This window comes from Bradyrhizobium sp. Y36 (assembly GCF_002531575.1).
In the GTDB taxonomy this organism is placed as follows: Bacteria; Pseudomonadota; Alphaproteobacteria; order Rhizobiales; family Xanthobacteraceae; genus Bradyrhizobium.
This window is the reverse complement of the sequence record NZ_NWTI01000015.1, coordinates 23,691-47,472: the sequence shown is the minus strand read 5'-3', so window position 1 is coordinate 47,472 and position 23,782 is coordinate 23,691. Positions and strand designations below refer to the sequence as shown.

At 64.8% G+C, this 23,782-nt stretch carries 24 protein-coding genes; 14 read left to right on the top strand and 10 right to left on the bottom strand.

Going from position 1 to position 23,782, the window contains the following annotated elements; genetic code table 11:
- Window positions 1–130 precede the first annotated feature (130 nt).
- Window positions 131–925 carry a transporter substrate-binding domain-containing protein gene (locus CO669_RS23145; protein WP_198964214.1) on the bottom strand — a complete coding sequence of 265 codons (795 nt, stop codon included), beginning with the start codon at window positions 923–925 and terminating at the stop codon, window positions 131–133.
- Window positions 926–1,039: 114 nt separating this feature from the next.
- Here CO669_RS23145 and CO669_RS23140 point away from each other — a divergent pair, with 114 nt between their 5' ends.
- Entirely contained in the window at window positions 1,040–1,543 is a 504-nt protein-coding gene (locus tag CO669_RS23140) for a DUF1993 domain-containing protein (RefSeq protein WP_198964228.1), read from the top strand.
- An 11-nt stretch (window positions 1,544–1,554) separates the two neighbouring features.
- On the opposite strand, the gene CO669_RS36105 is transcribed toward CO669_RS23140, so the two are convergent.
- The 6 genes from CO669_RS36105 to CO669_RS23110 form a co-directional block, all read right to left on the bottom strand.
- A complete protein-coding gene (locus tag CO669_RS36105; protein ID WP_198964213.1) occupies window positions 1,555–2,046 on the bottom strand; it encodes a hypothetical protein in 492 nt (163 codons plus the stop codon).
- A 169-nt stretch (window positions 2,047–2,215) separates the two neighbouring features.
- The gene (locus tag CO669_RS23130) at window positions 2,216–3,205 is read right to left on the bottom strand and encodes a hydroxyacid dehydrogenase (protein WP_097662247.1); all 990 of its coding nucleotides are present in this window, start codon (window positions 3,203–3,205) and stop codon (window positions 2,216–2,218) included.
- Between the two features lie 34 nt (window positions 3,206–3,239).
- Window positions 3,240–4,340, bottom strand: a complete 1,101-nt coding sequence (locus tag CO669_RS23125; protein ID WP_097662246.1) for an ABC transporter ATP-binding protein — start codon at window positions 4,338–4,340, stop codon at window positions 3,240–3,242.
- Window positions 4,341–4,360: 20 nt separating this feature from the next.
- A complete protein-coding gene (locus CO669_RS23120; RefSeq protein ID WP_097662245.1) occupies window positions 4,361–5,272 on the bottom strand; it encodes a carbohydrate ABC transporter permease in 912 nt (303 codons plus the stop codon).
- On the bottom strand, window positions 5,272–6,210 hold the full coding sequence (locus CO669_RS23115) for a carbohydrate ABC transporter permease (RefSeq protein WP_097662244.1): 939 nt from the start codon (window positions 6,208–6,210) through the stop codon (window positions 5,272–5,274). The genes CO669_RS23120 and CO669_RS23115 overlap by 1 nt, the downstream gene beginning before the upstream one ends.
- A 141-nt stretch (window positions 6,211–6,351) precedes the next feature.
- The gene (locus tag CO669_RS23110) at window positions 6,352–7,692 is read right to left on the bottom strand and encodes an ABC transporter substrate-binding protein (RefSeq protein ID WP_097662243.1); all 1,341 of its coding nucleotides are present in this window, start codon (window positions 7,690–7,692) and stop codon (window positions 6,352–6,354) included.
- 479 nt (window positions 7,693–8,171) lie between these two features.
- Here CO669_RS23110 and CO669_RS23105 point away from each other — a divergent pair, with 479 nt between their 5' ends.
- Both CO669_RS23105 and CO669_RS23100 read left to right on the top strand, forming a co-directional pair.
- Window positions 8,172–8,957, top strand: coding sequence for a Spy/CpxP family protein refolding chaperone (locus CO669_RS23105; protein WP_198964212.1), 786 nt, complete (start codon window positions 8,172–8,174; stop codon window positions 8,955–8,957).
- A 111-nt stretch (window positions 8,958–9,068) separates the two neighbouring features.
- The gene (locus tag CO669_RS23100) at window positions 9,069–9,446 is read left to right on the top strand and encodes a response regulator (protein ID WP_097662241.1); all 378 of its coding nucleotides are present in this window, start codon (window positions 9,069–9,071) and stop codon (window positions 9,444–9,446) included.
- A gap of 61 nt (window positions 9,447–9,507) precedes the next feature.
- Here the strand turns inward: CO669_RS23100 and CO669_RS36100 are convergent, their stop codons facing one another.
- From CO669_RS36100 to glk, 3 genes are all read right to left on the bottom strand, one after another.
- A complete protein-coding gene (locus CO669_RS36100; RefSeq protein WP_198964211.1) occupies window positions 9,508–9,663 on the bottom strand; it encodes a hypothetical protein in 156 nt (51 codons plus the stop codon).
- A gap of 143 nt (window positions 9,664–9,806) precedes the next feature.
- Window positions 9,807–10,010, bottom strand: coding sequence for a hypothetical protein (locus CO669_RS23090; protein ID WP_097662239.1), 204 nt, complete (start codon window positions 10,008–10,010; stop codon window positions 9,807–9,809).
- A gap of 146 nt (window positions 10,011–10,156) precedes the next feature.
- The gene (glk, locus tag CO669_RS23085) at window positions 10,157–11,143 is read right to left on the bottom strand and encodes a glucokinase (protein WP_097662381.1); all 987 of its coding nucleotides are present in this window, start codon (window positions 11,141–11,143) and stop codon (window positions 10,157–10,159) included.
- A 275-nt stretch (window positions 11,144–11,418) separates the two neighbouring features.
- On the opposite strand from glk, the gene pncA reads away from it, so the two are divergent.
- The 11 genes from pncA to CO669_RS23030 all read left to right on the top strand — a co-directional run bounded on the left by pncA (window position 11,419) and on the right by CO669_RS23030 (window position 23,774).
- Window positions 11,419–12,045, top strand: a complete 627-nt coding sequence (gene pncA / locus CO669_RS23080; protein ID WP_097662238.1) for a bifunctional nicotinamidase/pyrazinamidase — start codon at window positions 11,419–11,421, stop codon at window positions 12,043–12,045.
- A 16-nt stretch (window positions 12,046–12,061) separates the two neighbouring features.
- Window positions 12,062–13,177: an alpha/beta fold hydrolase gene (locus CO669_RS23075; protein ID WP_097662237.1), complete on the top strand. Its 1,116-nt coding sequence runs from the start codon at window positions 12,062–12,064 to the stop codon at window positions 13,175–13,177.
- 142 nt (window positions 13,178–13,319) lie between these two features.
- Complete coding sequence (locus tag CO669_RS23070) at window positions 13,320–15,353, top strand: NAD(+) synthase (RefSeq protein WP_097662236.1); 2,034 nt, start codon at window positions 13,320–13,322, stop codon at window positions 15,351–15,353.
- Window positions 15,354–15,382: 29 nt separating this feature from the next.
- Window positions 15,383–15,763: a GrlR family regulatory protein gene (locus CO669_RS23065; protein ID WP_198964210.1), complete on the top strand. Its 381-nt coding sequence runs from the start codon at window positions 15,383–15,385 to the stop codon at window positions 15,761–15,763.
- Window positions 15,764–15,784: 21 nt separating this feature from the next.
- Entirely contained in the window at window positions 15,785–17,113 is a 1,329-nt protein-coding gene (locus CO669_RS23060) for a DUF1236 domain-containing protein (RefSeq protein WP_245444447.1), read from the top strand.
- A gap of 424 nt (window positions 17,114–17,537) precedes the next feature.
- On the top strand, window positions 17,538–18,353 hold the full coding sequence (locus tag CO669_RS23055; protein ID WP_097662233.1) for a sugar phosphate isomerase/epimerase family protein: 816 nt from the start codon (window positions 17,538–17,540) through the stop codon (window positions 18,351–18,353).
- A 29-nt stretch (window positions 18,354–18,382) separates the two neighbouring features.
- Entirely contained in the window at window positions 18,383–20,020 is a 1,638-nt protein-coding gene (locus CO669_RS23050; protein WP_097662232.1) for an ABC transporter substrate-binding protein, read from the top strand.
- 1 nt (window position 20,021) lies between these two features.
- Entirely contained in the window at window positions 20,022–21,005 is a 984-nt protein-coding gene (locus tag CO669_RS23045; protein ID WP_097662231.1) for an ABC transporter ATP-binding protein, read from the top strand.
- The gene (locus tag CO669_RS23040) at window positions 21,002–21,988 is read left to right on the top strand and encodes an ABC transporter ATP-binding protein (protein ID WP_097662230.1); all 987 of its coding nucleotides are present in this window, start codon (window positions 21,002–21,004) and stop codon (window positions 21,986–21,988) included. The genes CO669_RS23045 and CO669_RS23040 overlap by 4 nt, the downstream gene beginning before the upstream one ends.
- Entirely contained in the window at window positions 21,988–22,917 is a 930-nt protein-coding gene (locus CO669_RS23035; protein WP_198964209.1) for an ABC transporter permease, read from the top strand. The genes CO669_RS23040 and CO669_RS23035 overlap by 1 nt, the downstream gene beginning before the upstream one ends.
- Window positions 22,914–23,774 carry an ABC transporter permease gene (locus tag CO669_RS23030; protein WP_097662228.1) on the top strand — a complete coding sequence of 287 codons (861 nt, stop codon included), beginning with the start codon at window positions 22,914–22,916 and terminating at the stop codon, window positions 23,772–23,774. Before CO669_RS23035 ends, CO669_RS23030 begins: the two co-directional genes overlap by 4 nt.
- Window positions 23,775–23,782: the final 8 nt, after the last annotated feature.

Genomic DNA, 23,782 nt, shown 5'->3' with positions numbered 1-23,782 from the left:
TGAGGCCGCGGCAAGCGACAGGAGGACGCGGCCTGAGGCGCCGTTCCAGCGGAATCGGAACGGCATTCCGGCTTCTCACGTCACCGTCCTTCTCGATGCGACCGGTCCCTTGCCTCGCGTGACAAACGCGCTAGTCGAACCAGGCGGCGTAGATCTTCCTGTAGCTGCCGTCTTCCATGGCAATGTGCAGCCATTGGTCGACGAAGGCCTTCAGGGCCATGTCGCGCTGAAGCCAATAGGCCTTCTCGGAGAAGTCGAATGGCTTTTCCGGGTGCACCGCGCAGAGCACGCCCTGATGCTGCTTCTGCTGGTAGCGCGTCTCGGAGGCGTCCGTCATCATCAGGTCGGCATTGCCCTTGGCGATCTCGTCGAAGATCACGGTGTTGTCGGGGAAGACAGTGATGTCGGCGTCCTTGATGTTGGCGCGCGCGAAGCGCTCGTTGGTGCCGCCGGGATTGACGATGACGCGGGTGCCCTTCTTGTCGATGTCGGCGATGCTCTGGTACTTGCCGACGTCGGCGCAGCGCGTGATCGGCGTCTTGCCCTCGCGCATGATCGGCGTCGAGAAGAAGCCCTTCTTCTGGCGGTCGAGCGTGACCGAGACACCGCCCATGGCGATGTCGAACTGGTCGGCCTCGAAATCCTTCATCAGCTTCGGCCAGGCCGTGGGCACGAACTCGACCTTGACCCCGAGCGCCTTGCCGAGCGCTTCCGCCATGTCGACGTCGAAGCCGCTGAATTTCTGCGTCGCCTTGTCCAGATAGGTGAAGGGCTTGTAGTCGCCGGTCATGCCGACGCGCAAGGTGCCGCGCTTGACGATCTCGTCGAGGCGCGAGGGCGATGCCTGCTGCGCGTAGGCCGAAAGGTTTGCCAGCAACGCCAAGGCTACAGCCGCCAAAACGCGAACGGATATTCGAACGATCATCTCTTCTCCACCCCTGCGCGAGCTGTCATTGTGCAGCTCTCCAAAGCTGGATTTAGACCAGATGCCAGTCGCTGGCGAGACGGAATTGAAAGGAATCTCGGCGTGACGATCTCGATGTACGAGGCTTCAGTCGGCCTGTTCGTGCCTTACCTGCGCAACCTGTCTGCGCTGCTTGACAAGGGCGTTGCCTATGCCGAGGCGCGCAAGTTCAACCCGACAGTCCTGCTCGGCATGCGCCTTGCGCCGAACATGTACGATCTCGCGCAGCAGGTCGGAGAGGCCTGCCGCCATGCCGTGGTCGCGCCGGCCTTGCTGGCAGAATGCGAGCCGGTCGCGCTGCCCCCGCTCGAGCACGACATGGCCGGGCTGCAGGCGCGCATCGCGACGTCGATCGAGTTCATTGAAGAACTGCCGCGTGCGAAGATCGACGCGGCGGCAGAGCGGAATGTCTTCTTCAAGCTGAAGAACGGGACCGAGCTGCCCTTCACCGGGCGGACGCTGCTGCTGACGTTCAGCGTTCCGCAGTTCTTCTTTCACGTCACGACTGCCTACGACCTGTTGCGGCACGCAGGCGTCGAGCTGGTGAAGCGGGACTTCCTCGGCCCGCGCGAGCGCTGACTCGCCGCGCCTTAGGCTTCGCCTTTGCGCTCGTAGTCGGCGAGGGAGCTGCGGCCGGCGATCTCGCTGCGCAGCAGCTCGAAGCGCCTCTGTGCCTCGTCCTCCTGGACGTCGACGAAATGGACTGCGGCCTCGCTCGTCATGGGGCCGCTGACCACCGGCGCGGATTGTTCGCCGATGGTCTCGTGCACGTAGTACTGGCCGTCATCGCCGCGATGGACCGTCCATTTGAGCCGGATCGCCACCATGGGGCCGGGCCCGACCTTGCTGTAGCCGTCGGCATCGGTGTGGTCCGGGACCAGCGGCTGCTCTTCGACGACCGGATGCTCCTCGAGAGCCGGCTGCTCGTCGATGACTGCCTGCTCGTCTGAAGCGAGGTGTTCACGCTCGCCGGCGAGCACGATTTCAGTCTCGGTCTCGCGGACCACGAGAACAGGCTCGGGGCGCTCCAAAATGCTGGCGATGGTCGCCAGCGCGTGGTCGGTCGGGTCGATCTCTGACAAGGGTCCATCCTCCAGCTCGACGCGGCCGGCGAGTTTGTCCCACTGCCGCCGCGGCCGGGAACATTAGGCGCGTTTGATTAAGGCTGAGTTGGGGCTCGATCTGCACCAAAATGGGACGCATTCTGGCCTTCCGAAGGCGGATGGGGTGACCATCCGCCTCGGGTCGCGTTCAGCCCAGCACGTCCTGATTGATGACGTTCTGCGTGATGGGGTCCCCGTCCAGCACACTCAGGATGTTGCGCGCGGTCTGCTCGCTCATGCGCTGCACCGCCTCGACCGTCACGCCGGCGACATGCGGGGCGATGATGACGTTGGGCAGGGCGAACAGTGCGTTGCTGACCGGCGGCGGCTCCACCTCGAACACGTCGATGCCGGCGCCGGCGAGCTTGCCGGACGTCAGCGCATCGTACAGCGCGGCTTCCTTCACGATGCCGCCGCGCGCGGTGTTGATGAGATAGGATTTCGGCTTCATGCGGCCGATCCTGTCGGCATCGAACAGGCCGACGGTTTCCGGCGTCTTCGGGCAGTGGATAGTGACGAAATCGGCGTGAGGCAACGCCGCGTCGAGGTCCGCGACCGGCTCGCAGCCGGCGGCCTTGATGTCGGCTGCAGGCTTGTAGGGATCGTAGACCTGCACCTTCATTTCCATGGCGAGGCACCGCTTGGCGGTGCGGGTGCCGATGCGGCCGAAGCCGATGATCAGCACAGTCTTGCCGTAGAGATCGAACGGCAGCATGCCGAGCCGGTCGGCCCATTTGCCGTCCTTGACGCAGGCGTGCAACTCGTTCGCGCGCTTGGCCAGCGTCAGCATCATGAACAGCGCCTGCTCGGCGACCGAGGGCGAGTTGGCGCTGCCTGCCACCATCAGCGGCACTTTGCGGCGGGAGAGGGCGGGCACGTCGACGGCGTCGTAGCCTACACCGATACGGGTCACCACTTTCATGTCCCCGGCGGCTTCGAGCTCGGTCTCGCCAAAGGCGGTCGCGCCGAGTGCGACACCGTGGACCGGCGCATGGCTCTTCAGCAGGGCCTCGAAATCCCGAGCCGAGATCAGGTTCGCGAACTCGACGAGCTCGATATCGTCCCGCTGGGTGAGGAGGGCGCGTGCCCCTTGCGACAAAGTTTGTGTAACGAAAATCTTCTTCTTGTTGGTCGCCATCGTCCCCTGCCTGCGCGAGTTTCTTGAACCGGCGTCATATCACGACGCCGGTCGCCTCGTTTAGCAGGTGCATGTTATTGAGGTCCATCGCCAAACGCATGGGAGCCCCGTCCTTGGCGCCGGCATTGGGATCGACGCGGCCGCAGACCGGCGTGCCGTCGAGCCCGAAATAGACCAGGGTTTCCATGCCCATCGGCTCGGTGACGTCGAGCACGGTATCGAAGGACTCGACGCCCGGTCCGAGATGCGCATGCGACTCGGTGAGATGCTCGGGGCGGATGCCCAGCAGCAGCTTCTCCGTGCGCGGCAGCGCGTTGTAGCGCGCGGCGCGAGCCGGCGGCAGCGCGAAGGCGATGCGGTCAGTCAGGCGGATCTGCAGCGTGCCGCCGACATCCTCGAGCCGGCACGGGATGAAGTTCATCGCGGGCGAGCCGATGAAGCCGGCCACGAAGCGCGTTGCCGGCTTGTGGTAGAGCTCGTTCGGCGTGCCGATCTGCTCGATCCGTCCCTTGTTCATCACCACGACGCGGTCGGCCAGGGTCATCGCCTCGACCTGGTCGTGGGTGACGTAGACGGTGGTGGTGCGGACCTTCTGGTGCACCTTCTTGATCTCGATCCGCATCTGCACGCGCAGCTTGGCGTCGAGATTGGACAGCGGCTCGTCGAACAGGAAGACCTTGGGGTTGCGGACGATGGCGCGGCCCATCGCGACGCGCTGGCGCTGGCCGCCGGAGAGCTGCTTCGGCTTGCGGTCGATCAGGTCGGTGATGTCGAGCAGGCGGGCGGCCTCCGTCACCCGCGCCTTGATCTCGGCCTTGGGGTAGTGCTTGAGGCGGAGCCCGAACGACATGTTCTCGGCGACCGTCATGTGCGGATAGAGTGCGTAGTTCTGGAACACCATCGCGATGTCGCGGTCCTTCGGCGGCACGTCGTTGACGACGTCGCCGCCGATCATGATGTCGCCGTCGCTGATGTCCTCGAGGCCGGCGATCATCCGCAGCGTGGTCGACTTGCCGCAGCCGGAGGGGCCGACCAGCACGATGAACTCGTGGTCGGCGATGTCGAGGTCGATGCCGCGCACGGCTTCGACGTCGTCGTAACGCTTGACTACTTTCCGCAAAGCAACGTCAGCCATCGAAGTTCAGCTCCTCGCCATCAACCCTTTGTCGCACCGGCGGTCAGGCCGGCAATGTAATAGTCCATCAGGAACGCGTAGATGATCAGCGGCGGCGCCGCGCCAAGCAGCGCGCCGGTCATGATCTGTCCCCAGTTGAATACGTCGCCCTTGATCAGCGTGGTAATGATGCCGACCGGCAGCACGAGTTGATCCGTGGAGGTCGTGAACACGAGCGGATAGAGGAATTGCGCCCAGGAAACGGTAAAGGCGAAAATGGTCGCAGCGATCAGACCCGGCAGCGCCACCGGAATGAAGATCCGGGTCAGCGTCTGGAACCAGGACGCCCCATCGATGATCGCGGCCTCGTCGAGCTCCTTTGGGATCGATGCGAAGTATCCGATCATGATCCATGTGCAGAACGGGACCGTCAGTGTCGGATAGATGAAGAGCAGCACGTACCAGCGGTTGATGAGCTGGATGCCGGTCCAGTCGCCGAACTGTGCGAAAACCTTGAACAGTGGAATGAACAACAGGCTGTCCGGAATCAGGTAGGTCAGGAACACGCCGGTCGCCAGCGTGGCCGACCCCCAGAATCGCATCCGCGCGAGGGCAAAGGCTGCGGGCACGCTGATCAGCATCGTGATGGTGACCACGAAAATCGAAACCAGCGCGGAATTCAAGAAGAACCGCAGGAACTGGTTCGACGTCAGCAGGCCGACATAGTTCTCGAGGGTGGGATGGAAGACCCACCATGGATTGGTCGCCGCCGAGATTTCGGCGCTGCTCTTGAGAGAGGTGACCAGCATGTAAATGGGCGGCAGCAGCGAGAAGATCGCAAACAGCGTCAGAAAGAAATACGACCATCGCAGCGCCCATTTGCGGTCGCGGCTCATGCTTCCCAGCTTGACGGTGCGCGTCGGCGCGGCCTTGTCTATCGTGACTGAGCTCATCAGGCTTCATTCCCGCGCTTGTTGACGTCCCGCAGGATGAATATCGCTGCGACCGCCAGGATCGGCACCATGAACAGGGAGACGCTTGCGCCAAGCGGAATATCGCTTCCTTCGATGCCGATCCGGAAGGCCCAGGTCGCAAAGATATGGGTGTGGTCGAGAGGGCCGCCGGCGGTCAGGATTCTCACGATGTCGAAATTGGCGAAGGTCACGATCAGCGAGAACAGCGTCGTGATCGCTATGATGTTGCGCATCATCGGCAGCGTGACGTACCAGATGCGCTGCCACCAATTGGCTCCGTCGATCGCCGCGGCTTCATAGAGCTGCTCGGGCACCGATTTCAGGGAAGCCAGATACATGATCATGAAGAACGGCGCGCCGTACCAGACATTGACGAGGATCACGGAAAAGCGCGCCCAGTCGGCATCGCCCGTCCACGGGATCGGCCCGATCCCGAAAAACGACAGCGTGTAGTTGAACGCGCTGTAGGAAGGGTCGAACAGCCACAGCCATGCGAGCGTGCTCATCGCGGGCGGGATGACCCAGGGCACCAGCAGCATGCCGCGCCATTTGCGTTGACCCTTGGCCGGAATGTTATGGACGAAGTGGGCGACAATGAATCCGATCAGCGCTTTGAACAAGACGGCGGTGATCGCGAAGATGCAGGATTGCTTGACGACCAGCCAGAACGTGTCGCGTTTGAACAGGAACTCGAAATTGCCGAGGCCCACGAATCTCTGCATCGACTTGTTGAGCGTCGCCAGATGGAGCGAATAGAACGCAGGATAAAGCACCAGAAGCGCGATCAGGATGATCAACGGCAGCGTCATCAGGAACGCCGCGGTGGATTTGCGTTTGAGCGCCTTTTGCAGACCGGAGCGTTTTCGTACCGGTTGCGCTGCGCCGACCGTGTTCGGCTGCAATGCGACATCCGCCATGATGCATTTTCCTCGCGCGATTTGGTCGATCAACCCGACTCTTGGAAGGTGCGAGAACCGAGGCTGCCGGTTCTCGCCAAGTGAGTGAGACGGAGGACTCGTCGCGGACGGCTTGGTGCCGGCGCGGCGAGCCTGTCCGGCTTAGCTCCGCATGAAGCCTTCGCATTCGCCTTCGGCCCAGGCGAGCGTCTTTTCCATCGCTTCGCCCTGATGATACCGCAGGCACATCTTGGTGAGCGTGGCTTGCGCGTAGATTTGCTGGGCGATCTTCGGCGGGGCAGGAGAGGCCGCAATCGACAACGTCTGATGCTTGTAGGGGTTTGGATAATGAAAGAGCGTCCCCTTCGGCGGCCCCTCTTCCTGCCAAACCTTCAGCGTTGTGAGCTTCTCATAGGCCGGCAAATCGTAGCCTCCGCTGGCGTTCACCATCTTTTCGATGGCTGCCGGCTTCGACAACGCGATGAGCAGACTCTTTGCGGCTTCCTTGTTCTTGGAGAAATTCCAGATGCTCCAGAAATAGGGCAGATAGGGTGCAAAGCGCCCCTTCGGCCCCTTCGGGAATCCGTGCGTCCAGCACTGCTCCGCAACCTGCGGCGCGTCGCGTTTGGCGACGGCCCAGGCGCTCGGCGGATTCATGATCATCGCGCCACGGCCGGAGACCAGCCATTTGTTGTTGGATGCGTCGTCCCATGCCGCGACGTCGGGCGGCAGGAAGCTGATCAGCTTCTTGTAGAAATCGAGAGCCTGACGAACCGCGTCGGTCTTGACGGTGAGATTGCCCTTGGCGTCGACGAGCTGGGCACCGAACGACAGGAAAATCGCGCCTGCGGTATCGACGTTGTCGGTGGTCTCTCCGAGGCCGATACCGAAGGGGACGCCGGCCTTGTGGCAGGCTTCCGCGGCTTTCAGGAAGGTTTCGAGCGTCCAGTCATCGGCTTTTGGTTCGGAGCCCGCCGGGTACATCGCCTGAACGTCAATGCCGGCATGCTTCTTCATCAGATCGATGCGGGAGCAGGGGCCCTTGATCTGGCTGCCGACACAGGCGGGGACGCCGAGCCATTTGTTGTCGGCCATGCCCAGATATTTGACCGTGCCGTTCACCTCGCCATTTTCCGCGATGATCGGTCCCATGATGTCGGCCACGTTTTCGAGTTGGTCCGCATTGGAATGAGCCCACCACGTCGGCATCGCGAAGATATCGTGGCCGGACTTTGCCTGCGCTTCCGCCGCAATGGTCAGAAGGTTCTTGTTTCCCTGACTGGGAATGTAGTCGATGGTGACTTCGACCTTCTCCTTGGCGGCCCATTCGTTGACCAGATCGGTCGAGGCTTTGTTGGCGCCTGGTACCCAATGGTCCCAGAAGCCGATCGAGAGTTTGCCGGCGGCGTAAGCGCCCCGGACGTAGGGCGCCGTGATCAGCGCCGCGGAGGACATTGCAGTGGCAGCCACAAATTGACGTCGCGTCAGTTTCTTGCGTGACATCTCGTTTCCTCGCCTGGGTTTTGTTGTTGGAGTTTCCTCTGAGAGACTTTCTTTTTGTATTCTTGTTGTTGGATTTTCTTATTGGTGCCGTCGGCTGACGTGAACAATCCACGCTGGCCGCAGCAAATTGGTAGCGCGATCAGATCATGATTGATCGCGTCTGTCGAGAAAGCCGAACGGCTCCTCGTCTAGAACTAAGGATGTGCCCGGCGCCGTCTTGCTTGCACGTCTGGATCATGCGTCGCGCCAACGCAGCTGTTCATTTTGCGACGCACACTTCGTGCGAGAGAGCCTTCGAAGATCCCGTGCGCAATTACGCCGCAGTTTCGAATAAGCCTGCATAACCGCTTCGCGCGAAAGACTTTTCGGGCGTGGACAGCAGTCGGCTGCGTCTGGACCGCGAAGCGGCGGAGACGATAGAGTTGCAATTGGCGGGAGTTCTCGCCGACAGGCCAGCCAGATCGACGATGGAGACGAGAATGATCAACCCGGCGCCGCCAGCGCGGCTTCACCTGCGACGATGGTTTGCGCTGGGGTCGGTGCTCGCGCTGCTGCTCGGATGCGCCGCGGCGGCGAATGCTCAGGGTCTGGTCAAGGGCGTGCAGGACGGTGCGGCGGCCGGGAACAAGGCGGCCGGTCCGGTCGGTGGCGTGCTTGGCGGCGCAATCGGCGGTGTGGTCGGCGTCTTCACCGGCGTGCTCGGTGTCGGCAACAACAATGGCAATCAGGCTCCTGCCGCCAAGGACAGCGCGGGCAAGGATGCCAAGCAGCAGGGTGCCGCCAAGGACAAGGATGCCAAGAGCGCCAAGGGGGCGAAGGGCGCCAAGGCGAGCAAGGAGGCGAAGAACGCGCCACAGGGCAAGGACAACAAGGACGTCACGGTCCTCACCCAGCCCGGCGCGCCGCAGCAGACCGCCGAACAGATCGTTGCCAACAGCGATTCCTATATCGAGCGGATCAAGACCCAGCTGAACCTCACGCCTGACCAGGAGAAGCACTGGTACGGCTTCTCGAGCGCAATGCACTACCTCGGGCATAATGGTGCAGAGCGGCTCAACTTGCGGGTTGCCCGCGCCAAGCGGGATCCGCCCGATGACATCATCGAGCAGATGCGCAACGAGGCGCAGTTCCTGATCGACCGCGCTGCCGACCAGCGCAATGTCGCCGATGCCGCCGAGCCGCTGTATTCGAGCCTCGACGACAAGCAGAAGCAGGTCTTCATCCAGGAGATGGTGCGCCTGAGCCACGAGCGGGGATTGGATTGATCAAGTTGAATCGGATCGGGCGCGTGCGAATTAACGGCGCCCACCACGAATTCGTGTATCCCATTCGCGATTGAGGTATGATTATCTTCGCAAGCTGACTGCGGGGTTGATATGGCGGACGGACTCTCCGTTTTCCTGGTCGAAGACGAGGCGTTGATCCGGATGATGATCGCCGACATGGTGGTGGAACTCGGCCATCACGTCGTCGCGGAAGCGGACAATGTCCGGGACGCCAGCGCGTTCGCGATGACCGCTCAATATGATCTGGCCATCCTCGACATCAATCTCATGGGCGTCTACGTCGATCCCGTCGCCGACCTGATCGAGCGCCGCGGCAAGCCGTTTCTGTTCGCCACCGGTTACGGTCCGGAACTGCTGCCGTCCTTGCTCCGGCGCAGGCCGATCCTGCGCAAGCCCATCGCGATGGATCAGCTCAAGGCGATGATCGATTCGATGTTTCCGGGCGCTGCGCCCCAAGCGCCGCACTGAGCCGCAACGAAAACGGCCGCCCGTCAAGGGCGGCCATTTGGCGATGGAACTTGTGACGGTCTCAGACCAGGCCGGCGCCGAGGTCGATGCCGTACGCCATCAGGCCGAACGAGGCGACCAGGCCCGTGCAGCACAGCAGCAAAATGGTCTTGAAGGACGAATCGGAAAAACGCGTTTCGACGACGGCCGGCATCGCGGCAAGCGAAATCATGCTCATGTTCATTCCCCCCTTGTTGATCCTGAATTGCATCAGGTGAGGGAACTTCTAGAGCAAAAAGTTTGACATCAGATTGCGAGGCGTCGTTAACGGAGTCGCAATCGAAGCTCGCGTCCTCGCCGGCGTCGGCCGGATTGCAAGCCTCAGTTGCGGCCGTTCTTCAGCACCGTGGCAATGGTCTGGGCGGTCATGGCGGCCCGGTCCGAAGCGCGCTGGGCGGCCAGCCGGTCCCGCGCCTTTTCCTCGATCAAGAGGTCGATCAGCGCCAGCCGCTTGTCGTCGTCGTCCGCCTCGCACAGCAGGCGGTGATAGCGGTGATAGTCGAAACCCAAATCCTGCTTACGCAAGTCACGCCCCCGCAACTACGCCACACACACGGCGGGATTGTTTCTCATCCGAAACAGGCGCGCAAGTGCGATCCCGTCCGGAGGCGCGCATGCGCAGCAATCAGCTGTGCATGACTGGAACTCTGGGCAGCAAAGACAACCGGACCTCAACCCGCCTGGGAATCGGCAAACATCTTCAGGCCGAGGAAGCTCGCATCGGGCTTCGTGACCAGCCAGGTCGGGATGTTGCGCACGTAGTTCTCAAAGCGCCCCTTCGCCTCGAAGCGCGCACGAAAGGCGGAGGCTGCAAGGAACTCGGGAAAGCGGGGCGCGATGCCGCCGGCGATGTACACGCCGCCGCGGGCGCCGAACGTCATCGCGAGATTGCCCGCAACGGAACCGAGAATGGCGCAGAACATGTCCAGCGTCGCACGGCTGTGCGCACAGCTGCCGTCCAGGGCCGCCTTGGTGATGCCAGCCGCGTCGCGCCGCGGCACGTTTGCGCCGTCGACCTCGGCCAGCGCGTCGTAGAGATTTTGCAGGCCGGTACCGGACAGTGCCCCGAATTCGATGTCGACATGGCCCAGGCGCCGGCGCAGGGACGCGATCACACGTTCCTCATGCTCGTTCTCGGCCGGCAGGGTCGCATGTCCGGCTTCGGTGACGATGGCCAGGCGCGCGCCATGGCGCTCGACCAGGCAGGAGACGCCAAAGCCGGTTCCCGGCCCGACCACCAGCAGCGGCTCTCCGGGCAGGCCGTCCTGTCCTCCGAGCGGGATCAGATCGGCAGAATGCAAGGCGGGCAGGGACCAGGCGACCACCTCGAAATCGTTGAGGACATGGACGCTGTCGAAGCCGAGGGCGGGCTGCAGCTCGTTACCGTCGATAACCCAGGGACTGTTGGTCATGACGCAGCGATTGTTGGTGACAGGGCCCGCTACGGCCAAGACGGCTCTTTGCGGGCGCTGGCCGCCGGCCCGCCGCGTCAGGACGTCCGCAATGGCGTCCCGGACGGTTGGGAAGTCGGCAACCTTCACGTAGTCGATCGGTCCGGCCTGATCGAGTTGGCCCAATTCGCTCCGGCTCAGCGCGAAGCGCGCATTGGTGCCGCCGATATCGGCGAGAAGTATCTGTCCAGTCTTGCCGATATCCATGCCGGTATTCATGACCTCGTGGCTGCCGCCGCCCGCCGGCTGCGGCACCCTGTCCTCCACACATTCGACCCGATCCGCCTGTCGCGGACGATGCGAGAATCCGCCCTGGGATGCGGCTAGTCAACACGGACAGGACGAAACCGTTGCATGCTGGCGGCCGTTCGGTGACCAATTCGCATGGCAAGGCGGCGGCGGTTGCGAAGCAGCGCGGGAAGACCGACACTAAGGGGCCCTGTCCGGCGCCAGCGTGCCGGACCTTTCGAACGAGACCGGCGATGAGGATTTCCGACCGCGACGTGCTGCTGGCGATCGACGTGCAGAACGACTTCTGCAGCGGCGGAGCGCTCGCCGTTCCCGGCGGCGAGCAGGTCGTCCCCGCCATCAACCGCATCGCCCAAAGATTCGGCAATATGGTGCTGACCCAGGACTGGCATCCGCGCGACCATGTCTCGTTTGCGCCGAACCATGCGGGCAAGCAGCCTTTCCAGACCATTGAGCTCGACTACGGCACCCAGGTGCTCTGGCCGGCGCATTGCGTGCAGGGCACCTCCGGTGCCGAATTCCATCGCGAGCTCGACGTCACGTGCGCGAGCCTCGTGGTGCGCAAGGGCTTTCGCCGCGGCATCGATTCCTATTCGGCCTTGTTTGAGAACGACAAGAGGACGCCGACGGGCCTGCTCGGCTATTTGCGCGAGCGCGAGTTGAAGACCGTCTTTGTCGCCGGGCTTGCGCTCGATTTCTGCGTCCGCTTCTCGGCAGAGGACGCCCGCAAGGCGGGATTCGAGGTCGTCGTCATCGAGGAGGCCTGCCGCGGCATTGATCTCGACGGTTCGGTGGCCGCGACGCATCAGAGCTTTCGACAGCGGGGCATTTCGGTGGTCGGCCTGGAGGCGTTGCTGTGAGGTTCGTGAGATAGCCATGGTGGAAAAGGCCCGCAAAGAGAAGGACGCACGGGACGCCAACCCGGAGGATCCGCTGCTGTGGCCGTTTGCGGCGGCGCGCCTTGCCATGGATTCCTGCTTCTGGTGGCTGGAGCGCGGCCCGGTGGAGCAGGACGACCGCTGTTTGGCCTGGACGACGCCGAACGATGTCGCGCTCGAGCTCGCGACCATGCGCCTGCGCGATTGCTCGAAAGACAAGTCCGGCCCGCCGGCGTTGGTCTGTGCGCCCTATGCATTGCATCGGGCGCTGATCGCTGATTTCGCGCCCGGCCACAGCGTGGTGCAGTCCCTGCAGGCCGGCGGCATCGACCGGGTCTATCTGACCGATTGGCGCTCGGCGACGCCGGATATGCGCTATCTCTCGATCGACAGCTATCTCGGCGATCTCAACGTCGCCATCGACGAGATCGGCGCGCCGGTGGATCTGGTCGGCCTGTGCCAGGGCGGCTGGTTGTCGCTGCTTTATGCGGCGCGCTTTCCGGCCAAGGTGCGGCGGCTGGTGCTGGTCGGCGCTCCCGTCGACCTGTCGATCGAGTCCTCGTTGTGCCGGCTCACCCGCAACGCGCCCGATATGGTCTACGACCAGCTCGTGGCACGCGGCGGCGGCAATGTCAGCGGCGGGGAGATGCTGCGCCTGTGGTCCAAGGCGCCGAACCGCGATGATATCGTCGCGGCTCTGCAGAGAGACCTGTCGGACGAGGAGGGCGCGGCACTGCTCGCGCGCTTCGACCGCTGGAACGCGGAGACGCTCGATCTGCCGGGCAAATATTATCTGGAGATCGTCAACCGGATATTCCGGGAGAACCGGATCGCCGGCGGCAGTTTCGTCGCACTTGGTCGCCCGATCGATCTGACGGACGTCAAGGTACCGGTCTTCCTGCTGGCCGGGCTTGACGACGAGGTCGTGCCGGCTGCGCAGGCGCTTGCCACCGCGGGGCTCCTCGGCACGCCGCCGGCCTTCATCGCGGCAGCCTCCGAGCCGAGCAATCACCTCGGCCTCTTCATGGGCGCACGCACCCATGCGCACGCCTGGCCGCGGATTGCCGCCTGGCTGCGCGACGACCTGTCCGGCGTGCTGGCCCGCCGCGCCTGAAACCCCGCCAGGCGCTGGCCAAGCGGTCCTGCAAATCCGTTATGCATGACGGTGGATGGCCTGCACGGGCCGCGGTCGATGGGCTACATAGGGTTCGGAGCTGATGGCTTCGGCCGTGAAGAGATTAAGGGTACTGCGCTCGATGACTTTCCACTCGATCTACGCTCACGGATTTGCGCGCGTGGCGGCCTGTGTCACCACCTCCCATGTCGCCGATCCCACGGCCAACGCCAAGGCGGTGCTGGCGGCGGCCGATGCCTGTCACGAGCAGTCGGTGGCGGTTGCCGTGTTTCCCGAGCTGTGCCTGTCCGGCTATGCGATCGAGGATCTGGTCAAGCAGGATCCGCTGCTGGACGCCGTCGAGCGGGGCCTTGCCGGCATCGTCGAGGCCTCCGCGGGGCTGATGCCGGTCCTGATCGTCGGCGCGCCGCTGCGCTTTGGTCATCGCATCTACAACTGCGCCGTCGTCATTCATCGCGGCAACGTGCTCGGCGTGGTGCCGAAGACCTATTTGCCGACCTATCGCGAGTTCTACGAGGGCCGGCATTTCGGCTCCGGCGCCGGCATGGCCGGAGAGACGATCGCGTTCGGCGGGCTGCATGCGCCGTTTGGCGTCGACCTGCTGTTTGCGGCCGAGGACGTTCCGGGCCTCACCATCGGCGTCGAGATCTGCGAGGACATGTGGATCCCGGTGACGCCGGCCTCGGAGCTCGCGCTGGCGGGCGCCAGCGTGCTGGTCAATCTCTCCGGCAGCCCGATCACGATCGGCCGGGCGCGCTCGCGCGCGCTGTTGTGCCAGTCGACGTCGGCGCGCTGCCTTGCGGCTTACGTCTATTCGGCCGCCGGTGCCGGGGAATCGACCACGGATCTGTCCTGGGACGGCCAGACCTCGATCTACGAGAACGGCGTGCTGCTGGCCGAGGGCGAGCGGTTCCGCCAAGGCGGCCAGATCACCACCGCCGACGTCGATCTCGATCTGCTCAGGCAGGAACGTGCGCTGATGGGCACCTTCGACGACAACCGCCGCCAGCGCGAGGCATTCTATCGCAAGGTGACGTTTGCGTTGAAGCCGCCGTCCGCCGACATCGGCTTCCTGCGCAAGATCGAGCGCTTTCCGTTCGTGCCGAGCGACGAAAGCCTGCTCGAACAGGATTGCTACGAGGCCTACAACATCCAGGTCGCGGGCCTCGTGCAGCGCATGCGCGCCACCGGCACCAAGCGTGTCGTGATCGGCGTCTCGGGCGGGCTTGATTCCACCCACGCTTTGATCGTCGCTGCCAAGGCGGTCGACCTGCTCGGCCTGCCGCGCGAGAACATCCTCGCCTACACCATGCCGGGATTCGCCACCGGCAGCGAGAGCAAGAGCCATGCGCTGGCTTTGATGCAGGCGCTGCGCACGAGCTGGCAGGAGCTCGACATCCGCACCACCGCGACGCAGATGCTCAAGGATATCGGCCATCCCTTCGGCCAAGGCGAGAAGGTCTACGACGTCACTTTCGAGAACGTCCAGGCGGGCCTGCGCACGGACTATCTGTTCCGGCTCGCCAATCATCACGGCGGCATCGTGATCGGAACCGGCGACCTCTCCGAGCTCGCGCTGGGCTGGTGCACCTATGGCGTCGGCGACCAGATGGCGCATTACAACGTCAATGCCGGCGTGCCGAAGACGCTGATCCAGCATCTGATCCGCTGGGTGATCTCATCACAGCAGTTCAGCGGCGACGTCAACCGCACCCTCGGTTCGATCCTCACCGCCGAGATCTCGCCCGAGCTGGTGCCGGTGGAGCCCGGCCAGAAGCCGCAGAGCACGGAAGCATCCGTCGGGCCGTACGAGCTGCAGGATTTCAACCTGTTCTACACGCTGCGCTTCGGCATGCGCCCGTCCAAGATCGCCTTCATGGCGCAGCACGCCTGGAAGGACGTGGCCAAGGGCGAATGGCCGCCGGCGTTTCCGAGCGATCGGCGCAGGGCTTACGAACTCAAGGAGATCAGGCGCTGGCTCGAGGTGTTCCTGCGCCGGTTCTTCGCCTTCAGCCAGTTCAAGCGTTCGGCGATGCCGAACGGCCCGAAGGTCTCGTCGGGCGGCTCGTTGTCGCCCCGCGGCGACTGGCGCGCGCCGTCGGATTCGAGTGCGGCGGCATGGCTCGAGGATCTCGAGCGGAACGTGCCGAACTGATCGACTGGATCGGCGGGGGAGATGGTCGGATGTCGGCAGGGGATCGGGCGGAAGCGGACGAGGCCAGGGTCGTCAACGGCCTCTACATCTTCGACATCGAGATGCGCGACGGCAAGCGCGGCCAGGCGAGAGGTGTCGTGGTGCTCTGCGACGGACGCATCATGGGCGGCGACAGCTATTTCTCCTACACCGGCAGCTACACCTTCCGGAACGGCAAATGGCGCGGCGACATGATCGTCAATCAGCACACCGAGGCCGTCGGCCGAACGCTGGCCTTCGGCGGAAGGGAGGTCACCTGCGGTTTCTCGGGCGACTATTCCGCCGGCGGTGCCGAGGTCGAAGGCATGGCCCTGGTCGGCAAGACCAGCGTGACCTTTACGGCCCGTCTCACGCTCAAGGACCCTATGTAAGGCTGCCTGATCCGCCTGGCTTTGTCGTTCTCCGATCAGGAACCTTCGTCCCCACGGAACGTTCGCGTCTGTCGCTGCGAATTGTCGAGGAGAGGGACTATGCGTAAACACTTGATGTTATCGACTGCGGTCATCGGCCTGATGCTCGCATCCGGCTTGGCCCACGCCCAGGCGCCCGGTGAGCGCCGAGACGAGCCGAGACGGACCGAAGAACCGGCGAAGGGGACCGCGCCCCAGCGTGGTGGCGCAGCTCAGGAACGCATTCAAGAGCGCGCTCAGGGCGTCCAGGAGCGACTGCAGGGCGCCGGGCGCGACGAGAAGGGCGGCGCTGCCAAGCAGGACGCGAACGACGACAAGCGCCAGCCGACCAATTCTGCCGAGCGCAATCAGCCGAAGGGCAAGGACGCGAAGGACGCGAAGGACGCGACCAAGGATCAGGCGCAGGAATCTCGCGAGAACGCGCGCGATCGCAACCGCGAGGCCGAGGGCGGCAAATCGGGCCGGGACGCCGGCAAGAGCGGCGCGGAGACTAACAAGAACAGCGCGGAGACGAAGCAGGACAAGTCCGCGCCGCAGAAATCAACGGCCGAGTCCGAGAAGTCGAAGAGCGGGACCGCGGCCAATCAGAAAGAGACCCAACAGCCGGCGCAACAGAACAACCGGCCTGCCACCGCGACGGACGCGAACCGCACGGCTCCGACCAACAACGCGCAGACCACGCCGTCTGGTACGCAGACCAATCAAGCCAATCAGACCACGCAGACCAACACCCAGGTCAATCAGCAGGCCCAGGTGACGACGGAGAAGCAGGTGCGGATCTCCGAGACAGTGAGCCGTGCGCGCCTGGCCCAGCCGGAACGCAATCTGAACATCTCGATCCGAATCGGCGAGACGATCCCGCCACGCGTCCGTCTCTACCGCGTTCCGCCCGAGATCGTTTCGATCGAGCCGGAATACCGGGACTACGAGTATTTCACCACCGATGACGACATCGTCATCGTGGAGCCGCGCACGCATCGCATCATCAGCCAGGTGCCGCGTGATCCCTCGCGCGCCCGGGCGCAGATGGGCGGCAGCACGCCATCGAGCGTGGCGGCGGCCGGAACGAGCAATGTGACAAGCAATTTGAACTGCCAGGTCATGCGGCGGGACGCGTCGGGCAATGTCGCCCAGGCAGAGCCTTCAACCGTTGGCTCGACCGCACGCAGCGATTCCATGAGCGTGACGGTTCAGATGCCCGGCGGCGGCACGTCGGCCCCGATCGCGCTTGGCGCACCGGCCGGCAACATCGTGGTTGCGACGCAAGGGCAGGGCGACTGCACTGTCACGGTCGAGCCGCAGACGCGCTGACCGAACGCGGACGCTGAAACGACAACGCGCCGCCCGGATGCCCCAGCCGGACGGCGCGAAGTTGCGTTCAATCTCAGAAAGCTTCGAGGTCCGGAGTGCCTAGGAGTCCGGACCTCGTCACCTTGCCCCAGCCTTCAATCCCCCGCCCCATGCGGTCCCCCAACCCCATGTAGCGCGATCAGAGGGTGATGCCCGTGGAAGTGGCCGCCGATCGATGTCCCGCGATGTACGCGAACTATGGTTAGGATTCCATTCCGGATCACTACGGACACCGATACCGCTTGCCACGTGTTCGTTTTGCCATGCGTTGGTTCTGCCATGATGTCCACAGCGCGTCCGCTCTGCGGAACCTGCGTTTCACGGGCCTGTCATTGAACTGGTCTAGCGCTGCTCCCCGTCATCGCTGACGGTCAAGGAGCAAGCCATGTCGAAGCCGGTGCTGGGCGCCGCATTGTCCATCAAATCGATCCCCGCGCATCGCGACTGGCTTCTGGAACGGCAGCGCGACCTCGAGATCCAGGACTTCTTCCGCGCCGATCTGCTCGACAGCGACTGGCGCAGCACGGCCGGCGAGATCAAGCAGATGCTGTCGGGCCACACCGGGCGGCTCGGCATCCACGGTCCGTTCTGGGGCTTCAAGATCGACAGCCATGATCCCATGATCCGTCAGGCGGTGACCAAACGCCTGCTCCAGGGCCTCGATGCCGCAGAATTCCTCGGCGCGACGCAGATGGTGATCCATTCGCCGTTCACGACCTGGGACCACAACAATCTCGACCTCTATCCGGACAATCGCGCCAATATCGTCGAGCGCGTCAAGGCAACGCTCGCCGAGGTGGTCGCGCGCGCCGAGACCATCGGCTGCGAGATCGTCATCGAGAATATCGAGGACAAGGATCCGCGCGACCGCGTCCGCCTCGCCAAGGCGCTGGAAAGCGCCAAGGTTCGCGTCTCGCTCGACACCGGTCACGCCAACTACGCCCACATCTCCACCGGCGCGCCGCCTGTTGATTACTACGTCGAGACCGCTGGCGACATGCTGACGCATGTGCATCTGCAGGACACCGACGGCTTTGCCGACCGGCACTGGGCGCCGGGCGAGGGCAACATCCCCTGGGTCGCCGTGTTCCGCGCGCTCGGACGGCTGAATTCCAATCCGCGGCTGATCCTCGAGCTCCGCAACCACGACGACGTCCGCAAGGGCGCAGCGCATCTCGCCGCGCTCGGTCTCGCCGAATAACCGCATCATCCAGGGCAGGGGCCACCGCCATGAGCAAACTTACCCGTCGCACCATCCTGAAATCCGGCGGCGCTGCCGCAGGCGCGCTGCTGCTGCCGCGCTTTGCCATCGCGCAAGGCGACAACCGCCCGTCGGTGACGGTCGCCGTGCAGAAGGTGACCAACGCAAACGTGCTCGACGTGCTGCGCGAGCAGTCCAATGTCGGTGAACGCGTGTTCTTCTCCTCGATCTGGGAAGGCCTGATCTCCAAGAACTGGCGCGGCAATCTTGAAGCCGTGCCGGGCCTTGCCACCGAATGGCGCCGCATCGACGACCAGACCGTCGAGGTGAAGCTGCGCCAGGGCGTCAAGTTCCACAATGGCGACGAACTGACGGCCGAAGACGTCGTCTTCACCTTCAGCCGCGAGCGCATGTTCGGCGACACCGAGGCCAAGAGCCGTTCGACCATCCAGGCCTTCGAGAAGATCCCGACGCCGCGGCCTGGCAAGGAATTGCCGCCGGACGTGCCCGCCGTCGCACGCCGCATCTGGCCCGACCTCGTCCGCGTCGATGCCGTCGACAAGTACACGGTGCGCTTCTACAACGCGACGCCCGACGTCACGATCGAGGGCCGGCTGTCGCGCTACGGCTCCGACATCATGAACCGCCGCGCCTGGGAGGAGTCCGCCAGCTATCTCGACTGGGCGCGCAAGCCGGTCACGACCGGTCCCTACAAGGTCGTCGAGCTCAAGCCCGACGTGTCGCTGACCCTGGAAGCGCACGACGAATATTGGGGCGGCCGTCCGCCGCTCAAGCGCATCCGCTTCCTCGAAGTGCCTGAAGTGGCGAGCCGCATCAACGGTCTTCTCTCGGGCGAATACCAGTTCGCCTGCGACATCCCGCCGGACCAGATCGCCGGCATCGAGAAGAATGCCGCCTTCGAAGTGCAGGGCGGCACCATCCTCAATCATCGCCTGACCGTGTTCGACAAGAACCACGCCGTGCTCGCCAATCCGCTGGTGCGCCGCGCCTTCACCCATTCGATCGACCGCCAGGCCATCGTCGACAGCCTGTGGGCCGGCCGCACCCGCGTGCCGAAGGGACTGCAATGGGAGTTCTACGGCGACATGTTCAACGCCGACTGGAGCGTGCCGGCCTATGATCCCAAGCTCGCGCAGGATCTGCTCAAGCAGGCGAATTACAAGGGCGATCCGATTCCGTACCGCTTGCTCAACAACTACTACACCAACCAGGTCGCGACCGCGCAGGTGCTGGTCGAGATGTGGAAGTCGGTCGGCCTCAACGTGCAGATCGAGACCAAGGAAAACTGGTCGCAGATCATGGAACGGGCGCCGACTCGCGCCGTGCGCGACTGGTCGAACTCGGCTGCCTTCAACGATCCCGTGTCCTCGCTGGTGGCCCAGCACGGCCCGAACGGCCAGCAGCAGCAGATCGGCGAATGGACCAATGTCGAGCTGAACAAGCTCTCGGAGTTCCTGGAAACGTCGACCGACCGCGCGGCCCGCAAGAAGGCGTTCCGCCGCATGCTGGAGATCGCCGAGCGCGAGGACCCCGCCTACACGGTGCTGCACCAGAACGCGACCTTCACCGCCAAGCCGAAATCGATCAAGTGGAAGGCCTCGCCCGCCTTCGCGATGGATTTCCGCGCCGGCAATTTCGAGGCCTGAGGTGTCGCCGCTGGTCAGCATCCGGGACCTGCGCGTCGCCTTCAGCGGCGTGCCGGTCCTGCGCGGCGTCGATCTCACCCTTGGCAAGGGCGAGGCGCTCGGCCTCGTCGGGGAGTCCGGATCGGGCAAGTCGGTGACCTGGCTTGCTGCGCTCGGGCTCCTGCCGCGCCATGCGAGGGTCTCGGGCTCGGCCCGGCTCGATGGCCGCGAGCTCCTCGGCGCGCCAGCTTCGCAGCTCGACCAGGTCAGGGGCGGGCGCGTCGCCATGATCTTCCAGGATCCCGCGAGTGCGCTCAATCCGGTGCTGACCATCCGCAGGCAGCTCTCCGAAGCGCTGGCGCTGCATCGAAACCTCTCCGGTGAGGCCGCGAAGGCGGAAGCCCGGAGGCTGCTCGATCTCGTCGGCATTCCTGATGCGGCGCGGCGGTTGGAGGCCTATCCGCACGAATTCTCCGGCGGACAGGTCCAGCGCATCATGATCGCGATGGCGCTCGCCGGAAATCCGGATCTGCTGATCGCGGACGAGCCGACCACGGCGCTCGACGCAACCATCCAGGCCCAGATTCTGGAGCTGCTCTCCACCATCCGCCGCGAGATGAACATGGCGATGGTGCTGATCAGCCACGATCTCGGTGTCGTCGCCGAGAACTGCGACCGCGTCGCCGTGATGTACGCCGGCCGCATCGTCGAGCAGGCCCCCAGCAACCAGCTTTTTGCCGATCCTGTTCATCCTTATGCGCAGGGCCTGATCGGCGCGCTGCCGCCGCTCGACGGCCCGCGCCGTCGTCTCGTCGCCATTCCCGGAACGGTCCCCGATCCCGCGCACATGCCCGTTGGCTGCGCCTTCGCGCCGCGTTGCGCGATGGCGGCCGAGGCATGCGGCGTTTCCGCGCCGAAGCTGGCGCCCATTGCCGATGATCGGGCTGTCGCCTGCATCCGAGCCGAGGCTTCGCGCCGCGCGCTGCTCGGGATCGCCGCCGAATGAGCCCGCCGCTCGTCGAGGTAGCCGCGATCTCTCGCAGTTATTCCATGCGCTCGGGCATGTTCGGCCGCAGCACGGCCGTGCATGCGGTCGACGGCGTGTCGCTGACGATTCGCAAAGGCGAAACGCTGGGCCTCGTCGGCGAGTCCGGTTCGGGCAAGTCCACCACCGGCCGCATCGTGCTCGGGCTCGAGCCGCCCGATCGCGGCGAGGTGCGTTTCGACGGCAAGCCGATGGCTGCAACAGGAACGGTTGCGTGGCGGGCGCAGCGCGCCCGCATGCAGATGATCTTCCAGGATCCGCTCGGTGCGCTGGACCGGCGCTTGCCGGTCGCAACGCAGATCCGCGAGCCGCTCGACATTCACGGCCTCGGCACGGCCGCGGAGCGCGAGGACCGAGTGCGCGAATTGCTGCGCGCGGTCGAGCTGACGCCGGCGCACGGCGCGCGCTATCCGGGCGCGCTGTCCGGCGGCCAGCGCCAGCGCATCGTGCTGGCGCGGGCGCTGGCGACCAAGCCCGATTTCCTCGTTTGCGACGAGCCCGTCAGCGCGCTCGACGTCTCGATCCAGGCGCAGGTGGTGAACCTGCTCTGCGATCTCCAGGCGCAGCTCGGGCTGACGCTGCTGTTCATCAGCCATGATCTGCGCGTCGTCAGGCAGATCAGCAACGTCGTCGCCGTGATGTATCTCGGCCGCATCGTCGAGACCGGCAGCGCCGACGATCTCTTTGCGCGCCCCGAGCATCCCTACACGCAGGCGCTGGTCTCGGCATCGCCCGCGCCAGGGCGCCGCAGTGCCGGCCGCATCGTGCTGGCGGGCGATCCGCCGAACCCGGCGGCGCGTCCCAAAGGCTGCGCCTTCCATCCGCGCTGCCCGCGCGCCATCGCCCGCTGTGCGAGCGAGGTGCCGACGCTCTCGGCCGTCGACGGTGACAGGCAGGTGGCCTGTCATCTCGTCACGGGCACGCAGGCGCGGGACGCGGCGTGATGGCACGCTATCTCGCCATCCGGATCGGACGCGCGGCACTCACCATCGTGCTCGTCGTCACCTTCGCCTTCGTCGTGCTGCGGCTGTCGGGCGATCCTGCGCTGATGATTTTGGGACCCGAGGCACCGCCCGAGGTGCTCGCCGCGTTCCGCAAGGCCTGGGGCCTCGATGATCCCATCTGGTTCCAATACCTCGATTACTTCGGCGCCATCGCCAAGGGCGAGCTCGGCCGCTCCATGCGCGACGGACGGCCCGCGATCGAGCTGGTGCTGGAGCGCATTCCGGCGACGCTGGCGCTGACCCTGCCGGCCTTCGTCTTCAAGGTCGCGCTCGGCGTTCCCGCCGGCATCTACGCCGCACTGCATCGCGGCTCGGCCATCGACCGCGCCGTGATGATGACGGCAGTCGCCGGCTTCACCGTCCCGAGCTTCGTGCTGGCGCTGATCCTGGTACTCGTTTTCGCCGTGCAACTGGGCTGGCTGCCCTCGGGCGGGCAGGACAGCTGGCGCCATGCCATTCTGCCGATCGCAACCCTGAGCCTCGGCGGTGCCGCCGTGCTGGCGCGCTTCACCCGCAGCGCCATGCTGGAGGTGTTGGGCCAGCCCTATATCCGCACCGCCTCGGCCAAGGGCGTGCCGTGGCGCAAGGTGGTGACCTCGCATGCGCTGCCGAATGCCGCGATCCCGACCGTGACCATTCTGGGCTTCATGGTCGGCACGCTGATCGCGGGCGCGGTCGTGGTCGAGAGCGTGTTTGCCTGGCCGGGAGTAGGGCGCCTCCTCGTCGTCGCGGTTGCCAATCGCGATCTCGCCGTCGTGCAATGCATCCTGCTGCTGGTCGCGATCACCATGGTCACCTCGAACCTGATCGTCGACTTCCTCTACGGCTTCCTCGATCCGCGGCTGCGCGCCAAAGGAGCGCACGCATGACGGACGCGACGTTGAAGGATACCACCGCGCGCCGCCGCATCGGTCTCCCGGCCATCCCGGTCTCGGTCCTGCTGGCGATCGGCTGGATCGTCGCGATGCTGGTGGTCGCGGCCTTCGCCGAGAAGATCGCCCCCTATGGCTACACCCAGCTCGATCTGCGCAACCGTCTGGCGGCGCCCGGCAATGTCGCGCACTGGCTCGGCACCGACGAGCTCGGCCGCGACGTGCTGTCGCGGCTCCTCGTCTCCATCCGCATCTCGCTGCTGATCGCCTTCGGCGCCACCGCGATCTCCGCCGTCGTCGGCACCACGCTCGGCTTCCTCGCCGCGCATTTCCGCGGGATCGTCGAGCAGCTCGTGCTGATGCTGACCGACTTCCAGGCCAGCATGCCGTTCCTGATCATGGCGCTCGCGGTGCTCGCCTTCTTCGGCAATTCGCTGCCGCTCCTGATCGGCCTGATGGGCCTGTTCGGCTGGGAGCGCTATGCCCGCATCGCCCGCGGCCTTGCCATCTCCGCCAATGCGCAAGGCTATGCCGCCGCCGTCCGCCAGCTCGGGGCGACGCCGCCCCGGATCTATCTCCGGCACATCCTGCCCAACATCGCCTCGACCCTGATCGTCTCGACCACGCTGGTCTTCCCCGAGGTGATCCTGATGGAGTCAGGCCTGTCCTTCCTCGGCCTGGGCGTGCAGCCGCCGATGACCAGCCTCGGCAACATGGTCGGCTACGGCCGCGAGTACCTGACCCGCGCGCCCTGGATCATGCTGGCGCCGGCGGCCACCATCGTCGTCACCACGCTGGCGGTGTCCGTGATCGGCGACTGGCTGCGCGACCGGCTGGATCCGACGCTGCAATAGGGGCTGCT